The organism is Flavobacterium johnsoniae UW101 (assembly GCF_000016645.1).
Classification (GTDB): Bacteria; Bacteroidota; Bacteroidia; order Flavobacteriales; family Flavobacteriaceae; genus Flavobacterium; species Flavobacterium johnsoniae.
Map to the genome: position 1 here is coordinate 341,200 of NC_009441.1, position 19,313 is coordinate 360,512.

Sequence of the window (19,313 nt, forward strand, 5' to 3'; positions counted from 1 at the left end):
CTATATTTTTTTACTTGATATTTCAGATTTTTGCGCCGGATTTCCTTTGTAAATTGACCATGATTCTGTATTTTTAATAATAGTTGCCGACATGCCTACAAAGGTTCCTTCAGCTATATGCAAACCATCTCTTATTGTTGAATTTACACCAAATGTACAGTAACTTTCTACTATACAATGACCAGATAACACAACGTGTGATGTAAAAGTAACATGGTCTTTTATCAAGCTGTGATGCCCTATATGATTCCCACTCCACAACACTACATTGTTACCAATTGTTGTAAATGGCTGAATAGTATTATTTTCTAGAATAAAACAATTATCACCTATAGATCCGTTAAAAACTGTTGCTTTTGTACTTATATAACTTATTAAATCGTAACCTTTTGATTTAATATTATTATAAATATTTTCTCTTAATGTATTCATTTTTTGGGGCGCCATAGGAGCAAAAAACTTGAACTCTTTTGGAGAATATTTTTTTTCAATATTTTCAAATGCTACTACCGGCAAACCTTTAAACATTTTATTATCAGGTAAATAACACTCATTAACAGCAAACGCTATTACATGATGTTCAGAGTCATTTTCTAAATAATAATGTGCCAGTTCTGCAAAATCCTGAATACCAAAAATTATAACATTTGCCATATTTTACTTTTTTAAAACATATACTGTATATTCGTAAAGTCCATAATCATTTCTAATAATATAGTTTCTAGTAAGGTTATTACACAAAAAACTGCTTAATTGATCATGTGGTACATGAAATAAATCTTGACGCTCCCAATCAACATTTTTTGACATCACATTAAAAGCAAAACCCTTATCTGCTTTTTTATAAATTACTCTCAACATATTAGTAAAATATTCCCACATTTCTTCGTACGACAATGAATTTTTTTCAGTAAAAACTCCATTCATGATTATATAATCAAAATTACCCAGGCAATTTTCAGATTCGAATATATCTAAACAGTAAAAAGTATTATTAGGGTACTTGTTCTTTGCAACGTTAATAAATTTCTGAGAGATGTCTAAACCAGAATAATCAATTGTTGACATTTCATTTTTGTGAATATATTCTAAAAGATGAGATGTACCACAGCCGAAGTCCAAGAGGGAAACTTGTTTATCGTTTCTATCATTTAGCTTAATAATGTCCAGCATTATTTTATATCGTATATCAACATCTTCTTTATTTGGCCAATCTACACCTAAATGATTATCTCCATGTTTATCAAAACAACTCTCATAATGCTCAATTATTTTAGTGTATTTTTTCATAAATTATCATTACTTTAAAAAATCTTGAATACTTTCTAACGAATTAAACATCAAAACATCAATTATTGATAAATAAGGTATAAATGTATTTTTAAATTGTGGATATGTTATTTGAGGAGGTTCTATAAATTTCAAAAAGATGTTTCCATTTAAAAACTGATTTTCATCATATAAACTTTTCCCTCCTGATGCATTTAAATAGTATGTAGCGCCTAATTTTTGGCAAATATCTATTATTTTCTCTTGCCCTTTTAGAATATTTATTTTTTTTATATCAGATGAAATAATGATGTTAGTTTTAATTTCAAGAAAACAACATACTTGTTCTAACGAATAAAGTATAAATTTTGCAATATTTGTCTCTTGAAATTCTATTATTTTTTTTATTAGAGGATAAACTTCTTTAAAAAAGGGAGCTTTTGAATATGCATGATTTATAGTTTTTAACAGCCCTTTTTTCCATTCTGAATTTTCATCAATTTCTATTTCATTAATTAATTTATTCTGACTTACATATTGCAAAGGGATAGTAAATAAAAACTGTTGTTCATTTACTAAAATATTGTTTCTATTTATCCATCCTTTTTTTATAAAGTTAACGTCGTCATAAACTACAAAAGTATCTGCCTCCTTTATCAACTTGAAATATCCTATATAAGGAAGAAAATAAGGTTGCATTATTGCTACTTTCATTATAAATTATAATTTATAATTGAAACTATTTTCTGTAATTCAACATCCAATAAGCCGACATACAAAGGAAGACACAGGATCTTACAGGAAATATTTTCAGAGATATCCATTTTATTTCCTTTCATATATCCTAATGTATTTAGAGAAGGGTAAAAATATCGTCTTGGAAAAATTTGACTTTCATTTAATTTTCTTTCAACTTTCAATAATTTTTCTTCGCTTTCAAAAATAATTGGATAATAACTAAAGTTCCATTGAGTATGATCTCTTAATTTTAAAGTTTGAATTTTTGATAGATCTAGATTAGAATTGTAATAATCAACGACCTTTTTTCTTTCTAAAATTATGTTTTCTATATAAGGTAGAACTGACAAACCCATTGCTGCTTGCAATTCAGACATCTTCCCATTTATACCTACGTCATAAAAGTCCAAAGCACCGTTATGTCCAAAATTATGACTATAAAACATTTTATTGTATAAAGTTTCACAATTTGTAAACATTGCACCTCCTTCTCCTGTATGAAATAATTTTGTTGCGTGAAAACTACAAGTACTAATATCTCCGTAATTAAATAATGATTTTCTTTTATAAGTCACACCAAATGAATGGGCAGCATCATAAATTACTTTTAGATTATGTTTTTGTGCTATAACTTCGATAGCCTCAACGTTGCAAGGATTGCCAAAAACGTGTGTAGCTAAAATGGCCGTTGTTTTATTTGTAATTGCGGCTTCAATCTTTGTTTCATCTATACTTAAATATTCAGCATGAATATCAACAAAAACAGGAGTGCAATTTTCCCAAACAATTGCTGCTGATGTAGCTACATAACTAAATGGAGTGGTAATTATCTCACCTTGGTTTCCCAATAATTTTAATGCTATTTGTAATGGAACAGTGCCATTATTTGTTACAATAATATTAGAAGTATTTAAATATTCTTTTAATTTTTGTTCTAACTCTAAAACAAGTTCTCCACGATTTGTAAGCCATTGTTTTTCCCAAGCGCGCTGTAATTGTTTATTATACTCTTCTAGAAGAGGCAAAAAAGTTTTTGTTACATTAATCATTATATGATTCTTTGGGAGTCAATAAATCCATCTTTTTTTACAAATACAAGCTCTGCAAGCCATAATACCTTCAGTGCAAAAGGTCTGTTTAAATCCGTTATTTCAAACAACCTATAACCATTCTCATCCATAAAATTTACTAGACTAAAGAGATTATTATTAAGTGTTTTATTAACTATTCCAGATTCTACCATAAATATTTCCGTTTTACCAAAAAAACTATCAGCACCTTTTAAAACCTCAATATCTAATCCTTCTGCATCGATCTTAATAATATCTGGAACAGGCATTTTATTTTCTAAAAGTAATTCATTTAAAGTAACTACTGGAATTTCTAATTGCTTGAATCCAGCCTCAAGTGCTTCTTCTTTTGTATATCTAAAAGAACAGCTGTCGTCTCTATCAACAATTGTAAAAAGAAAAGAGCCTTTTTTTTGTCCAGCACCAACTGCATGAAATCTAACTTTTGGATTACTATCTAAAATGTCCTGAAATGATTCTTTTAACCATTCCTGAGGTTCTAATAAAGTATAATAGGCATCTGGAAAATGCAATAGTGCTTCACGAGTCCATGTACCATGATTAGCTCCAACATCAACAATATGTTTAGGTTGAAAATTAAATTCTTTTAAAGTATTATAAAAATTAAACAGTAAATAATTTTTATGACTTGTGTTAATCAAATCAATATTTGTTGCGGATATTTTAGTAAGATTATAACCAAGTTTGTTTAGTACCAACTTAGCCGCTTTTTTTATTTTCTTTTTCATCTAATTAACTTCAATTGACCAATCAAATTTAGGTTTTATAAAACCCGGTTCTCGTCCCATCCAAGATCCCACAGGTCTTTCTCCTTCTTGGATAACAAAGGAAATGATATCTTTTTCAATAAAAAGTGCAGATTTTGAATCCTCTATGATATATAGAGAAAGATAATAGGTCCCTACATTCAAAAATCCTTCTGGCAGTAGACATTTGATTTTGTTTGTTCCTTTATTCAATTTCAAATTCTTGTTTACATGGGAGAATGTAAAAAGTGGTTCTCCAAAATCATTATTCAAAACAAATGTTAAATGCAATTTTCTTGAATCATCCTTTAATGTAAATAAAGTATTTATTTCAATTTCTTGATATTCATCTAGAGGGGCTTCTGATGACTTCCCAACCGCATTTAAACTAATTTCATGGATAGTAAATTCATTTTTATCATAGTTCGAATCAAAAACTTTCGCATTCATTGATTCTGAATCTTGACTTAAATAAAAATTAACCGCATTTTCTACACTTCCAGCCATAGCAACCTTACCATTAATTAAAACTAGCCCTCTGGTACATAGACTTTTTACTGCAGCCATATTATGACTAACAAAAAGTACAGTTCTTCCTTCTCCTCGAGAAATATCTTGCATTTTCCCTATTGCTTTTTTTTGAAATTCTGCATCTCCAACAGCTAAAACTTCATCAACCACCAAAATTTCAGGTTCTAAAAATGCTGCAACAGCAAAGGCTAATCGAACGGTCATTCCAGAACTGTATCTCTTTACTGGAGTATCTATATAACGTTCGCAACCCGAAAATTCAATTATCTCATCTAATTTTGACGCAATCTCTTTTTTGGTCATACCCAAAATAGCCCCATTAAGATAAATATTTTCTCTTCCTGTCATTTCTCCATTGAACCCTGTTCCTACTTCTAAAAGAGATGCAATACGTCCTCGTGATTTAATAGTTCCTGTTGTTGGGGCTGTTACTTTTGAAAGTATTTTTAAAAGTGTAGATTTTCCAGCGCCATTTTTCCCAATAATTCCTAAAACCTCACCTCGTTCTACTTCAAAATCAATATTCTGTAAGGCCCAAACATAGTCTGACGTTCCTTTAGTAGATCGGTCATTAGTCTCACCAATCTTTAGATAAGGGTTTTCTTTACCACGTATTTGATGCCACCATTTATTCAAATCATGTTTTAAAGTTCCGGTTCCTACTTGTCCTAAACGATATTGTTTAGAGATATTTTCGGCTTTTAGAATAATGTCTTTCAATTTAGGAATAGTTAAAATAGTTATTTATTATACTATATTTTTTAGTTTATTATCTGTAAAATTAAAATATAAAAGTTTTTTAATATATTAATTAGTCTTACATGCTATGTTGTATACAGTTATACATTCTACTGCTGCTTTTTCCCAACTAAACTTTTTTGCCTGCTCAATTCCTTTTTTTGAAAAGTATTCTCTAACAGATTTATTTTTAATCAGGGTATTTATTTTTTCAACTAAATCATCTGAGTTATTCAATTCAAAATATACTCCTGCATCACCTGCAACTTCAGGAAATGAGCTATGATTTCCTAAAACTACAGGACAACCACAAATCATTGATTCCAAAACTGGAATCCCAAATCCTTCATATTGTGAAGGAAAAACAAAACATTCTGCATGTTTATAGAAATAGCCCAGCTCATCATCTACAAAAGATTTAAAAAGAATTTTATTTTTCAATCCTAATCTAGAAATATATTCATTTTCTGCATTAGTAAAATTTCCTCCTCCAGCGCATACTAAAAAAAGGTTCTCCTCATTTTTCAATAAATTAGAAATAGAATTAATAAAAAAAAGAAAGTTTTTGTAAATTGATCTATTTCCAACAAATAAAATATACTTATCTGGCAGTATATTTTCAATATTATTTTTTATTTTAATAGATGCTCCATGATAAATTACGTCAATTTTAGATTCATTTATGTGAGGGTACAATTTTAAAATATCTTTCTTAGTATTTTCTGATACTGCTATTATTCTAGTTGCCTTCTCCATCAACAAAAGTTTGTTTTTGAGTAGAACTTCTGAATTAGTAAAGTACTCAGGGAAAAGTTCATGAATCATATCATAAACTGTTAGTACAAAAGGTTTAGACCCTATATATTTTAGAAAATTAACATCATAGTATGTTGGTATAAATAAATCGTATTTTGCGCTAATTAACCTCTTTTCAAAGTTTAAATTTGCAATATACTGTATTTTAAGCCTTTGATATAATTTAATCTTTTTAAAATATTTGATTATGATTCCATATATATTTTGCTTAAACGAATTTAATACACTATTATTAAAATAAATATTAGTTGAATTGTTTAGAGGTGTAATTATTGTGACATTTTTATCTTTTGCTAATAAAGTAAATACTTCTGTATAATATCTTGAAATCCCCCCATATCTCTGTAGATTATAAATTTGTGGATCTAAAATAATTCTCATTATATCTTGATTAGTTAAGTGCCGTCAATTAAATCTAAATACTATGATTTATTTTAAACTGTATCAATGAAACTTTTTTCTGTTCTATTAAAAATTAAAAGACCTATAAAAAAAACAATTACTGTAAAAAAAACGGTATAGACCAATCCTAAGGTAGATATATTACCAATATTTAAAAGCATATATCTAGTTGTCTCGATTGTATAAGCTAAAGGATTATATTCAACCAGCCATCCAAATTTTGGCAGTTTATCTTTAACAAGTTCCATTGGATACATTACTGCAGAAAGATACATTAGCAGTTGTATGCCAAAACTAATAAGATAGCTAAAATCACGATATTTAGTTACCATTGAAGAAATAAGCATCCCAAGTCCTAAACCTAAAACTCCCATAATGCAAATTAATAAAGGAAAAAAAAACACAGAAATATTTAAACTTAAATCAAAACCATTAAAATAATAGAATAAATAAAAGAAAATAAAGATTATGAATTGAATTCCAAATTTGATCAAATTAGAGATTACTACTGAAAGCGGAGTAATAATCCTAGGAAAATACACCTTCCCAAATATAGAAGCATTAGCTTTAAAAGTATCTGAAGTCCCTGTCAAGCAGGCCGTAAAATAATTCCAAATAGTAATGCCAGCTAAATTAAAAAGAAATGGAGGAACTGAACCAGTAGATATACCTGCAACATTATTAAATATAATAGTAAATGTCACTGAAGTAAAAAGAGGCTGAATTAAATACCATAATGGTCCTAAAATAGTTTGTTTATATACAGTTATAATATCACGCTTTACAAATAAAAATAATAGATCACGATATTGCCATGTTTCTTTTAAATTTACAGAAAGGAATTTGTTTTTTGGCGCTATTTCGAAAAGCCAATCATTTGATTCTTTTGTATTATTCATTTTAATTAATTATATCTGAATTCAAAAATTCAAACTCAACTTTTTAAATTAACAGGATTTTTACTCTTTTTAATATATCATAAAATAGAAAAAAGGTGTCAACAACACCTTCTTAATTCTATTAACAAAAATAATCATTCTTAAATTTATTTATCTAAAACTTCAAAAGCAGAGTTCATACTTTTAAATTCAGGAACAATTTTTTTCATTTTTGCAACAATATCTTCATTTTCATAAAAATCTGCAATACCTATTAATTCATCAATATCGTTATGCAAATCTTCATACTCATCTTGGATTTCCTGAGCAATCATAATTTTATTATGATAAGTTGGCAGTGTTTTAGAAGTATCATTTAATAATTCTTCATATAATTTTTCACCTGGACGTAATCCAACTATTTTAATTTTAATCTCTTTATCCGGAATAAAACCTGCAAGTTTGATCATTTTTTTTGCCAGATCTATTATTTTTACAGGTTTACCCATATCAAAAATATAGATTTCTCCACCATTACCCATTGCCCCTGCTTCGAGTACTAATTGACACGCTTCTGGAATAGTCATAAAATATCTGATAATATCTTGGTGGGTAATAGTAACAGGACCTCCTTCAGCAATTTGTTTCGTAAACAAAGGAACAACAGATCCATTAGAACCTAACACATTTCCAAAGCGGGTAGTAATGAATTTAGTTACTCCTGGAATATTTTCTTTTTGATTTTTTAATGATAATGACTGTACATACTTTTCTGCTATACGCTTACTAGCTCCCATAACATTGCTAGGATTTACAGCTTTATCAGTAGATACCATTACAAATTTTTTGACATGATATTTACAAGATAAATCGGCTAGATTTTTTGTCCCTCGTATGTTAGTTAAAATAGCTTGTGATGGATTTTCTTCCATCAAAGGAACATGCTTATATGCCGCAGCGTGATAAACAACATGCGGATTGTAATTTTTAAATACTTTTTCTAATGCTTTTTTACTTTTTATGTCTGCAATTACGGCAACAATCTTAGCAGTAGGATTCATACTAAGAGTTTCTAAACACAAATTATGTAATGGAGTTTCAGCATGATCTAAAATAATAACTATTTTTGGATTAAACCCAAGAACCTGTCTAACTATCTCACTTCCTATCGAACCAGCTGCTCCAGTAATAAGAACTGTTTTATCCTTCAATTGTTTAGAAATTGATTTACTATCTAACACAATAGGTTTTCTTTCTAGTAAATCCTCAATTTGTATATTTTTTACTTTTTGAGAGATTTCTTTTTGATTTTCCCAATCTGAAATTAAAGGAACGGTATAAACTCTATAATTGAATTCAAGACATTGATCAACTATAATTAATTGTTCGTCTTTTGTTAAACTTTTATCAGCAATAATGACCCCTTCAGCAGCAACTGAACGCATTAAAGCAGGCAATTTTTTACGCAAAATCAAAATGGGTAAATCCAGCATACGCTTAGATGCATTTTGATTATTCTTATCTACAAAACCAACAATCTTAAATCGAGATGGAGTTTCAAATTTTAGTGCATTTGCTACAGAAATGGCGTTAGCATCTGTTCCATAAATTACCGTTCTTATGAGCTTTGAATTTGTTTTTTCTGAGAAATACATTTCAAAAGTCTGTTTTACAATTACTCTGTACAAAAACAGGCCACAAAATGACAACACAAGATTAATAAATAATGCTGTATTTAAAAATGCCTTGTGTCCTGTATATAATTCAAATACTAAATTAAAGAATAAGAAAAACACCAAAACAGACATCTGCGAAAACAAAAGTTTAATGGCATCAATGTAAGACGAATGTCTAATAATTCCTGAATAAGTCCTAAATAACCAGAAGAAAAAGATATTTATAAAAAGTAATCCACCAACAAAGGCAAACTGATGAGAAGTAATTATATAGCCTAATGCTGTTCCTTCGAATAGCATATAAGTAAAAGTAAATGAAAAAATCAGAACCATCACATCTATTACTACAATGATCCATCTAGGCAAATAACTAAGATTATTAATATTTGCCCTTAAATTCCTTGGTGATAAAGAATTATATAATATCGACGCTATTTTGGTTTGATTATCTGTATCCAATTTTGGTTTGATTTGATAATTTACTATGTCTTACAAAAGTAATAATTAAAGGTGTTAAAAATTACTTACCACTAAAATTATATTTTTGAACAGATAAATAAAACTCTATTTAGTAGTAAGAAACACTTATTCTGTAAAACTTTATTTTATTTGTCCCAATTAGAATCTTTTATTTCTTTGTAAACTTTCTGAATGCCTTCTTCTAAACTTGTTTTTGCTTTCCATCCAAGGCTGCTTAATTTTGAAACATCCATTAATTTACGAGGAGTTCCATCAGGTTTAGAAATATCATTTAGAATTTCTCCTTCAAATCCAACTATTTTTTTTATCAAAACAGCCAAGTCTAAAATTGAAATATCTTCCCCTACGCCTACATTTACTAATCCTTGGTCATCATAATTTTCCATTAAATATAGACAAGCATCGGCAAGGTCGTCTACATGTAAAAATTCTCTTTTAGGACTTCCACTACCCCATATAGTGACAGAAGTGTCATTATTGCGTTTTGCTGTAATAAACTTTCTCAACATTGCTGGAAGAACATGCGAATTTGTTAGATCATAATTATCATTAGGACCATACAAATTTGTTGGCATAACCGAAATGAAATTACATCCAAATTGACTTCTATATGCATCACACATTTTAATTCCAGCAATTTTAGCAATTGCATATGGTTCATTAGTTGGTTCTAACTCTCCTGTAAGCATATATTCTTCTTTTAATGGCTGTGGCGCCATTTTTGGATAAATACATGAAGAACCTAGAAACATTAATTTTTTAGTATTATTTAAATAGGCATGATGAATTACATTACTCTGGATCATTAAATTTGCATAAATAAAATCTCCTTTATAAATATTATTTGCAAGAATTCCACCGACTTTTGCAGCCGCTAAAAAAACATAATCCGGTTTTTCTTTCAGAAAGAAATCAGCAACATCTTGTTGTTGTGTCAAATCTAATTCTGAAGAAGTTTTTAAAACAAAATTTGTATATCCTTTTATTTTTAACTGGCGCAGAATAGCAGACCCTACCATACCACGATGTCCTGCTATATATATTTTATCACTTTTATTCATTAATTAATTTTATAATAATTATTCGAATTGATTTTTAATAAAATAACCTGCATCCTTCAGAACTTTTTCTTTTTGAAAATGTTCAACATCTGCAGCCATCATTTCTTTTACTAATGAGGGCAAATCGTATTTAGGTTCCCACCCTAGTTTTGTCTTCGCTTTAGTTGGATCACCAATTAATAAATCGACTTCCGTTGGACGGAAATAGGCTGTATCTACGACAACAACTTCTTTTCCTGCTTCAATTTGGTATGCAGGATTCGAACATGAACGTATATATCCTTTTTCATCTATGCCCTCACCTTTGAATTCAATCTCTATACCAACTTCATTAAATGACATTTTAACAAAATCTCTAACGGTTGTTGTAACTCCTGTCGCAATAACATAATCTTCAGGTTGATCTTGCTGCAAGATCAGCCACATTGCTTCTACATAATCTTTAGCATGTCCCCAATCACGTCTAGCATCTAAATTTCCTAAATATAAACAATCTTGAAGACCTAGAGCCATTTTAGAAACTGCTCTAGTGATCTTACGGGTTACAAACGTTTCTCCACGTAGTGGACTTTCATGATTAAATAGAATTCCGTTACAAGCAAAAATGCCATAAGCCTCACGGTAATTCACTGTTATCCAATATGCATAAAGCTTAGCTACCGCATAAGGTGATCTTGGATAAAATGGGGTATTTTCAGATTGAGGAACAGCCTGAACCAAACCATATAATTCTGAGGTTGAAGCCTGATAAATCTTCGTTTTTTTAGTAAGATTTAATATTCTTAGAGCCTCTAATAATCTTAATGTTCCTATACCATCTGCATTTGCTGTATATTCAGGTGTATCAAAGCTCACTTTTACGTGACTCATTGCTCCTAAATTGTAAATTTCATCAGGTTGAACTTCCTGAATAATCCGAATAAGATTCGTAGAATCACTTAAATCACCATAATGTAATTTAAAACGAATATTTTTTTCATGTGGATCTTGATACAAATGATCTATTCTATCTGTATTAAACAACGAACTTCGACGTTTAATTCCATGAACTTCATATCCTTTTTTTAATAGCAAATCTGCTAAATAAGCACCGTCTTGTCCTGTAATCCCTGTAATAAGTGCTATTTTCATTTTATTTTTTTATTTAAAATTTCAAATTAAATTTTTATTTGCTTCTTCTTTTGTTTAGAAAACCTAATAAATAAGTTCCATATCCTGATTTAAGTAATGGCTGAGCTAATTTTTCAAGTTGATTATCATCAATAAATCCTTGTCTCCAGGCAATTTCTTCAATACAACCTACTTTAAGTCCTTGTCTTTCTTCTAAAACCTGTACAAATTGTCCTGCTTGCATTAAACTATTAAAAGTTCCTGTATCAAGCCATGCAGTACCTCTGCTTAATATACCTACTTTTAATTTTCCTTTTTCAAGATAAGCCTTATTAACATCTGTAATCTCATATTCACCACGCGGACTAGGTTTAATACTTTTTGCAATTTCTACTACAGAGTTATCATAAAAATATAAACCTGGAACTGCATAATTAGATTTTGGTTCTATAGGTTTCTCTTCTATAGAAATAGCATTTTTATTTTCATCAAATTCTACTACACCGTATCGTTCTGGGTCTGCAACATGATAAGCGAAAATAACTCCACCTTCTGGATCAGCATTATCTTTTAAAAGTTGCTGCATATTTGTTCCAAAGAAAATATTATCTCCAAGTACTAAAGCAACCTTATCTTTACCTATAAACTTTTCTCCAATTACAAAAGCCTGCGCAAGTCCATTTGGTATAACTTGTTCCGCATAACTAAATTTACATCCTAAACTTGATCCATCGCCCAATAATTTTTTAAAATTTGGTAAATCATGGGGAGTTGATATTATAAGAATTTCATTGATTCCCGACATCATTAATGTTGATAAAGGGTAATAAATCATGGGTTTATCATAAACAGGCATCATTTGCTTACTCATTGCCAATGTCAAAGGATGTAAACGTGTACCCGAACCTCCAGCTAAAATAATCCCTTTCATAAATATTCAATTCAGATCTATACGATCCTAAATTATATAAACATATTTTTTAAACTTTTCTTATAACAAGGTATTTCTAAATTATAAGTTTCTTTTATTTTTTTCTTATCTAATAATGAAAATCTTGGACGCTTTGCTGGAGTATGATATAATGAAGATGCAATACCTTCAACCTTACAACTATATCCTCCAAATTCTTTTATAGAGAGAGCAAATTCGTACCAACTAATTTCACCTTCATTCGAATAATTATAAACCCCTGGAAACCAACCGCAAAACCTTACAATATTAATCAATACCTGTGCTAAATCTGCGGCATATGTTGGTGACCCAATCTGATCATTTACAACATTAATTTCATCTCTTTCCAGCATTAGTCGCTGCATGGTTTTTACAAAATTTTTTCCAAATTTACTATAAACCCAAGAAGTTCTAATGATAATTGAATTTGGGTTTTCTTTTAAACAAGCTAATTCACCTTTTAATTTACTTTCTCCATATACATTTATCGGATTAGTCTCAGCTTCTTCATTTAGAGCAGAAGATGAAGACCCATCAAATACATAATCTGTTGAAACATGTATTAATTTTACATTATTTTCGTATGTATACTTTGCAATTAATTCTACTGCCAAATAATTTATTATAAATGCCAATTCTTTTTCTGTTTCTGCTTTATCTACATCTGTATAGGCTCCACAATTAAAAATAACATTAGGCTTAATTTCATTTAACTGGATCTTAAGCAACTCTAAATTATCTAATGTGATTTTTATTCTATCTGCAAAAATCCATTCAAATTCTGGATAAGATGTTGATAAAACAAAGAGTTCAGATCCTATTTGTCCATTTGCTCCTGTTACAAGAATCTTTTTCATTAGAATAAACTATTACAATTATCAAGAAAAGGTAGTTTTTGATCTTTTTCAGAAACAATTGCATCTTTTAAATCCATTCCCCAATCAATATTTAAAGATGAGTCATCAAATCTAATTCCTCCTTCTGAAGCTTTATTATAAAACTGATCACATTTATACATTACCGAAGCAGTCTCGCTGATAACTGAAAATCCATGAGCAAACCCTTGTGGCACTAATAACTGTTTTTTATTTTCAGATGACAACAAAACACTAAATACTTTTCCATAAGTTGCTGAATCTTTTCTTAAATCTACAGCAACGTCAATAATTTCACCTTCTAGAACTCGTACTAACTTGGTTTGTGCAAACGGAGGATTTTGATAATGCAAACCTCTTAAAGTTCCTCTTTTTGAGAATGATTGATTGTCTTGAACGAAATCAATATGAATATCTAGATCTTCAAATTTAGTTTTACTGTAAGATTCAAAAAAATATCCTCTTTCATCTCCAAATATTGTTGGTTCTACAATTAATAAATCTTTTATAAACGTTTTTTCAATTTTCATTTTAAATATAGTACTCTATTCTTTGTCTCAATTAAAAAATTCTTCAATTACTTTTCTAATTCTATCCTTATCTTCAATTGTTAAATTTGAACCTGATGGTAAACACAATCCGTTATCAAATAGACCTTCCGCAATTTTACCTCCATAGTAGGGGTATTTACAAAAAATAGGCTGTAAATGCATTGGTTTCCAAAGAGGACGACTTTCAATATTTGCGTTTTCCAATGCCGTTCTTAAACCTTCCTTATTTATATTATTACTTGGCTTTATAAGAATTGTGTTCAACCAAAAATTCGAAAAATGAGTTTCATCTAATACTTCTGAAAGTTCTACATTTTCTATTTCTTTAAAAATCTCTTTGTAAAAAAAATGATTTTTTCTCCGCGCTTCAACATTCTTATCCAAGATTTTTATTTGTCCTAAACCAATACCTGCACAAATATTACTCATTCTATAATTATATCCAATTTCACTATGTTGATAATGAACAGCTATATCCTTTGATTGATTTGAATAAAAAATGGCTTTATCTTTTATTTTTTTAGAATCTGTAATCAGTGCACCTCCACTTGAAGTTGTAATAATTTTATTGCCATTAAAAGAAAGAATTCCAAAGCTTCCAAAGCTTCCACATTTTTTACCTTTATATGTACTCCCTAAAGCTTCTGCACTATCTTCAATAATTGGTATTTCATATCTATCTGCTATAGCATGAACCTCATCAACCTTATATGGTATTCCATATAAATGAACAGCAATAATTGCTTTAGGCTTTTTTCCTTTTGCTATTCTGTCTTTTATCGCTATTTCAAGATTCTCAGGGCAAATATTCCATGTATCAGATTCACTGTCAACAAAAACAGGCACTGCACCTTGATACAAAATAGGATTAGCAGATGCCGAAAATGTCATGCTCTGACAAATTACTTCATCGCCAGCTTTGACATTTAATAAAATCAATGCCAAATGAATAGCTGATGTTCCAGAATTTAATGCAGTTACAAACGATTTTTTATTAAAATAATTTTCAAGTTTAATTTCAAAATCATCAACATTTGGCCCTCCGGAAGTTATCCAATTTGTTTCTAATGCTTTCTGAACATATTTTTGTTCAAAACCACTTTGTGCTGAGAGTGATAAATAAATTCTTGAATTATCCATTTATGAGCCAATAATCTGAAGGATAACGTACATCATCTTCAGTAACATTTGCAAGTGGTAAAGTTGAAAAAGAAATCAGCTTAGAATTTGTTTCCAAAGATTCTATAGCATTGGCATAACCCGCAGGAATGTGAACTATTTTACTATCACCAGCAGATACAAAAATACTTTCTATTATTAGATTCTTAGCTGGATTCTCCCAATTATCAATTTTTATAAAATGAATATTGAAAGAACCATTTAAACAATAAAAGTTTTTGGAATCTAATTTGTGTCCCTGCCATGCGCGGATAGGGTTTTCATCAGAATTACTGATAATATAAAACCTTTCAATTCCTTTAAAATTAAAATCATTTACATATGAGATAGTCCCACGATGATCTGAAAAATTTCCTCCTTGAATAATTTTAGGAATCATGCTTTAATTTTAAATTATTCTTCTTTAATAAATAAAACTTTGATGTGTATGCAAAAAATAAAGGTATAAGTACTATTAAAAATATAATTGAATCTTCAACCTTACTATAAAGAGTTATAACTAAAAAAGAAACTCCTGTTTGAACTAATGCATATAGTAAAGAAACAAATCTATGTTGCATTCTATATTCATTACTCAAAATTTGATATAAATGCAAACGATGAGCTTCAAAAATATTTTGTCCTAAAAACAAACGATGAATAATTGTACATCCAGCATCTACTCCATAAACTGCTAAAAATAAAAGCCAAATTACAGAATTTGTAATTAAAATAAGTTTTAAAGTTAAGAAAATTATCCAAAAAGCGATTGCAATACTTCCAACATCACCTGCAAAACATTTTGCTTTTTTTCTATAATTGAAAAATAAAAAAACTAAGCTTGCTATTATTACATACTTTATGAATTCTCCATCTGTAAAAAGCTGTATGTTTACATTCACATATAATAAAGACCCCATAACTACCAAAGTATAGAGCCCAGTAATGCCATTGATTCCATCCATAAAGTTATAGGCATTAATTAAACCAATCGCTACGACGTAAGCGATTAAAATACTCCAGATTGGAATTAAATTAAACAACTCTAAATCAAAAAATATTAAAGTAATTGCTAAAAAATGGATCGAAATTCTAATTTTATTAGATAAACTTTGAATATCATCCCAAAAACTAATCAAACTAACTAACGTTATACCTGTAAAAAAACAATAATTTGTTTTTAAATGCTGGACAAAATAAAGCAGAGCCGAAACCCAGAAAATTATTCCGCCCCCACGTAATGTTACCTCTGTATGAGAGCTTCGTAGGTTAGGTTTATCAATTATATTAAAACGATCTGCTACTTTAAAATATAGTAACATTACAATCATTAAAATAATTCCAAGTATTATGTATTGCATATTATCGAGTTCTCGGTATACCAGTTTTTTTTGATATTTTTAATTAATTTCTAAATGAAGCAAATGTTCTTTTCAATCCTTCTTCTGCTGAAACAGGCAAGGATTTACCAATTGCGTTTATAATCTTTTCATTACTTACCAAATAGTTCTCTGTTAGTTTTTGCAAACGCTCAGAATTTAAAGGCAAGTGAAGAAAATCTCCAAATTTAACAAGCGATTTTATTATATCTTTCGATAAATTTAATATGTGAACTTTTTTGTTTAAACTCTCTCCTAATAATTCAATCAACTCATTTGTAGATAACGATTTATCATCTGCGACATTATAAATCCCTGAGGGGATTGACTGATTTTCTAATAATTCTTTAACAATAAAACAAAGGTTTTCAATCGACAAAAAAGAACGTTGATTTTCAAACGCTCCCAATGGCCAAGGAAATCCTTTTGAAACTAATTGATATAACAAATTTAGATTCCCTTTGTTCCCATCTCCATGAATCATACAAGGTCTTAATATATAAACCCTTTTACCTTGTGGCAGTTTTTTGTTCAAAATGTATTCCTCTGCTTGGTGTTTAGATATCCCATAATGGGTTTTAGGATTGGGTATTACATCTTCTTTCAATATTCCTTTCACTTCATCAGATGCTGCCTTTACTGTACTCATAAAAACAAATACTGAAGACTCAGAGGTTAAGAAAGCATCAAATAGTTGTTTGGTTAGTTCAAAATTGGCTTCATAATAATCTTGGGGAGTTGATACTTTTTTTAAATCATGAGCTTTTCCTGCTAAATGAATTATAGCTTCTGAAAGAATCTCAAATTGTTGCTCCTTTTTATATCTAACACTTAAAATATCTAATTCATAATAAGACTTAAAATAATCCTGAAGATATGATCCTACAAATCCCGTAGATCCAGTAATCAAAATCCTATTCATCCTTTATTTCTTTTATATGTGAAATAAGTTTTTTTTCATAACTATCCCAAGTATATTTATTTCTAATGAGAACAGCTGCATCTTCTCCCATTTTTATAAAAGATGATGGATTTAAATATACTTCGTTAATTTTTTCCGCCATAATCAAAGGATCATTTTCAACTATAAAATGTGTATTGGTTTCGGCTCCAACTATTGGATCGGCAGCATATGATGTTAAAATATTTACTTTACCCATACCCATTGTTTCAAGTATTTTATTTTGTATGCCCCCTCCATTCTGCATAGGAGCAATAACTGCAAAGCAAGAATTAATAATCAAGTAAGGGTCATTAAGAAATCCTGTTACCACAATGTTCTTTCTCTTCTTTGCAAGATTCAAAACACTACTTGATGGTCTTGGTCCAATAACGATCACTTTTATGTTAGGATTTAAATAATCCATGACATTTTTTTCAAACCAAACCATTGCATCAATGTTAGGCTGATAAAACATAGCTCCAAAAAACACTATACAATTATTATATTCGCTGGACTTTTCTGTATAATTAAACAATTTTTCGTTTACTCCGTTTGGAAGCCACTTAACTTCACCATAATCACTTAAATTCAATGCATCTTTTTGATTCACACAAAGTGTAAGATCAGCTTTAGACAAACACTTTTTTTCGTATTCAACTAATCTTTTTGCCTCAATTCCATAAATTAAATTAAAAATTAATGAACTAGTCGTTTTGTTTGATTTTAAATAACTTTTAGACAAGGCGTCTACCATATCTATTATAATAGACTTGTCTTTCAAAATATCTATATATCCACAAGTTCTAATAAGATTAAGAACAGCGAATTCATCATTTTTAGAATTGTCTGAGATATATTTTTTAACAGACGTCAGCGAAAAATACTTAACTTGAAAAGGAATTTTTGAAAAAATTGATCCAAATAATCGAAATAAACTTTTAAATGTATTTAATTTAAAATGTTTACTCTTATAACTATTTTGGTTAATAAAATTTACTTGTTTGTCTGATAAATTTTCTCTTGAAATAGTTATGATATGTAAGTCAAAATACTTTGACAAAATCAAGATTAAGTTATAAATTTTAAGTTTATGACCATCAACAGGAGGATATGGTATTCCGGGAATTATGATAAGGCATTTTTTTTTCATTTCATTCAGGTTTCTTTATAAGAATTTCTATGTGCGTTGAGAATCGGTTAGGAAATAGTTTCACAAAGAGATTTTTTATGAATCCAAACTTTTCACTTTTATACAGTTTATATTTTGGTAGAAAATTAATATAATTGGATTCCAAAATTATAAACCCAAATTTATCAAAAACACGAACAAGTTCTTTCAAACCGTAATACCTACAATGGCCTGGATAAAATGTGTTTTCACTTTCAATTGGGTCTAATATTTCTTTATTAAAAAGTAATTTAACTAAATAACCAATATAGGATTGATTATTTGTTGTAAGATATAAAAGCCCTCCTGGTTTAATATTACCAAGTATGGCTTCGATAAATTTATAAGGCATTCTGATATGCTCCAATACTTCCATAACTAAAACAACATCTGCCTGAACATGGATATCACCTTTTTTAATGCTCTCAAAATCTACATCTATTAGATCATGACCGAGACTAATTGCTTTTTTCGAAAAATCAAGATTTGTTTTTCCAATTCCAATCATATTGTTAAACTCCCCAAAATAGTAAAAACCTGTACCAGGAAAAGCTCCCAATTCAAAAATAGTTTTATTCTTTGGGTATTTTAACAATTTTAATGCTCGTTCAAACCTAAATTGGTCTTTAACATATGAAGGAATTCCATTTTTAAATAATAAATCTATAAACTCATCATTAAACAAAATCTCTTTAACTTTACTTTGATATTCACTTTCGGAAGTCATACTATTCTTTTATTTTAATTAACT

20 protein-coding genes are annotated in these 19,313 nt (G+C 29.1%); all 20 read right to left on the reverse strand.

Features of this window, described 5'->3' with window-relative positions; translation table 11 throughout:
* Positions 1 to 654, reverse strand: a complete 654-nt coding sequence (locus tag FJOH_RS01700; RefSeq protein ID WP_012022426.1) for an acetyltransferase — start codon at positions 652 to 654, stop codon at positions 1 to 3.
* Between the two features lie 3 nt (positions 655 to 657).
* Entirely contained in the window at positions 658 to 1,290 is a 633-nt protein-coding gene (locus FJOH_RS01705) for a class I SAM-dependent methyltransferase (protein WP_012022427.1), read from the reverse strand.
* Positions 1,291 to 1,299: 9 nt separating this feature from the next.
* The gene (locus FJOH_RS01710; RefSeq protein ID WP_012022428.1) at positions 1,300 to 1,983 is read right to left on the reverse strand and encodes a WbqC family protein; all 684 of its coding nucleotides are present in this window, start codon (positions 1,981 to 1,983) and stop codon (positions 1,300 to 1,302) included.
* Positions 1,983 to 3,056, reverse strand: coding sequence for a DegT/DnrJ/EryC1/StrS family aminotransferase (locus FJOH_RS01715; protein ID WP_012022429.1), 1,074 nt, complete (start codon positions 3,054 to 3,056; stop codon positions 1,983 to 1,985). Before FJOH_RS01715 ends, FJOH_RS01710 begins: the two co-directional genes overlap by 1 nt.
* Complete coding sequence (locus FJOH_RS01720) at positions 3,056 to 3,826, reverse strand: FkbM family methyltransferase (protein WP_012022430.1); 771 nt, start codon at positions 3,824 to 3,826, stop codon at positions 3,056 to 3,058. Before FJOH_RS01720 ends, FJOH_RS01715 begins: the two co-directional genes overlap by 1 nt.
* Positions 3,827 to 5,095 carry an ABC transporter ATP-binding protein gene (locus FJOH_RS01725; protein ID WP_012022431.1) on the reverse strand — a complete coding sequence of 423 codons (1,269 nt, stop codon included), beginning with the start codon at positions 5,093 to 5,095 and terminating at the stop codon, positions 3,827 to 3,829. It lies immediately after the preceding gene.
* An 87-nt stretch (positions 5,096 to 5,182) separates the two neighbouring features.
* The gene (locus FJOH_RS01730) at positions 5,183 to 6,310 is read right to left on the reverse strand and encodes a glycosyltransferase family 4 protein (RefSeq protein ID WP_012022432.1); all 1,128 of its coding nucleotides are present in this window, start codon (positions 6,308 to 6,310) and stop codon (positions 5,183 to 5,185) included.
* 53 nt (positions 6,311 to 6,363) lie between these two features.
* Entirely contained in the window at positions 6,364 to 7,230 is an 867-nt protein-coding gene (locus FJOH_RS01735; protein ID WP_012022433.1) for an ABC transporter permease, read from the reverse strand.
* 146 nt (positions 7,231 to 7,376) lie between these two features.
* Positions 7,377 to 9,344, reverse strand: coding sequence for a polysaccharide biosynthesis protein (locus FJOH_RS01740; protein ID WP_044047400.1), 1,968 nt, complete (start codon positions 9,342 to 9,344; stop codon positions 7,377 to 7,379).
* Between the two features lie 146 nt (positions 9,345 to 9,490).
* On the reverse strand, positions 9,491 to 10,426 hold the full coding sequence (locus tag FJOH_RS01745; protein ID WP_012022435.1) for a GDP-L-fucose synthase family protein: 936 nt from the start codon (positions 10,424 to 10,426) through the stop codon (positions 9,491 to 9,493).
* An 18-nt stretch (positions 10,427 to 10,444) separates the two neighbouring features.
* Positions 10,445 to 11,557, reverse strand: a complete 1,113-nt coding sequence (gene gmd, locus FJOH_RS01750; protein ID WP_012022436.1) for a GDP-mannose 4,6-dehydratase — start codon at positions 11,555 to 11,557, stop codon at positions 10,445 to 10,447.
* A 34-nt stretch (positions 11,558 to 11,591) separates the two neighbouring features.
* Positions 11,592 to 12,467, reverse strand: coding sequence for a glucose-1-phosphate thymidylyltransferase RfbA (gene rfbA, locus FJOH_RS01755; RefSeq protein WP_012022437.1), 876 nt, complete (start codon positions 12,465 to 12,467; stop codon positions 11,592 to 11,594).
* 32 nt (positions 12,468 to 12,499) lie between these two features.
* On the reverse strand, positions 12,500 to 13,345 hold the full coding sequence (rfbD, locus tag FJOH_RS01760; protein ID WP_012022438.1) for a dTDP-4-dehydrorhamnose reductase: 846 nt from the start codon (positions 13,343 to 13,345) through the stop codon (positions 12,500 to 12,502).
* Positions 13,345 to 13,893 carry a dTDP-4-dehydrorhamnose 3,5-epimerase gene (gene rfbC / locus FJOH_RS01765; RefSeq protein WP_012022439.1) on the reverse strand — a complete coding sequence of 183 codons (549 nt, stop codon included), beginning with the start codon at positions 13,891 to 13,893 and terminating at the stop codon, positions 13,345 to 13,347. Before rfbC ends, rfbD begins: the two co-directional genes overlap by 1 nt.
* Before the next feature lie 27 nt (positions 13,894 to 13,920).
* Positions 13,921 to 15,054 carry a DegT/DnrJ/EryC1/StrS family aminotransferase gene (locus FJOH_RS01770; protein WP_012022440.1) on the reverse strand — a complete coding sequence of 378 codons (1,134 nt, stop codon included), beginning with the start codon at positions 15,052 to 15,054 and terminating at the stop codon, positions 13,921 to 13,923.
* Positions 15,047 to 15,472: a cupin domain-containing protein gene (locus tag FJOH_RS01775; protein ID WP_012022441.1), complete on the reverse strand. Its 426-nt coding sequence runs from the start codon at positions 15,470 to 15,472 to the stop codon at positions 15,047 to 15,049. The genes FJOH_RS01770 and FJOH_RS01775 overlap by 8 nt, the downstream gene beginning before the upstream one ends.
* Complete coding sequence (locus tag FJOH_RS01780) at positions 15,462 to 16,433, reverse strand: MraY family glycosyltransferase (protein ID WP_012022442.1); 972 nt, start codon at positions 16,431 to 16,433, stop codon at positions 15,462 to 15,464. The genes FJOH_RS01775 and FJOH_RS01780 overlap by 11 nt, the downstream gene beginning before the upstream one ends.
* 43 nt (positions 16,434 to 16,476) lie before the next feature.
* Positions 16,477 to 17,373: an NAD-dependent epimerase/dehydratase family protein gene (locus FJOH_RS01785; protein ID WP_012022443.1), complete on the reverse strand. Its 897-nt coding sequence runs from the start codon at positions 17,371 to 17,373 to the stop codon at positions 16,477 to 16,479.
* Positions 17,366 to 18,544: a glycosyltransferase gene (locus tag FJOH_RS01790; RefSeq protein WP_012022444.1), complete on the reverse strand. Its 1,179-nt coding sequence runs from the start codon at positions 18,542 to 18,544 to the stop codon at positions 17,366 to 17,368. The genes FJOH_RS01785 and FJOH_RS01790 overlap by 8 nt, the downstream gene beginning before the upstream one ends.
* A 1-nt stretch (position 18,545) precedes the next feature.
* Complete coding sequence (locus FJOH_RS01795; RefSeq protein WP_012022445.1) at positions 18,546 to 19,289, reverse strand: class I SAM-dependent methyltransferase; 744 nt, start codon at positions 19,287 to 19,289, stop codon at positions 18,546 to 18,548.
* Positions 19,290 to 19,313: the final 24 nt, after the last annotated feature.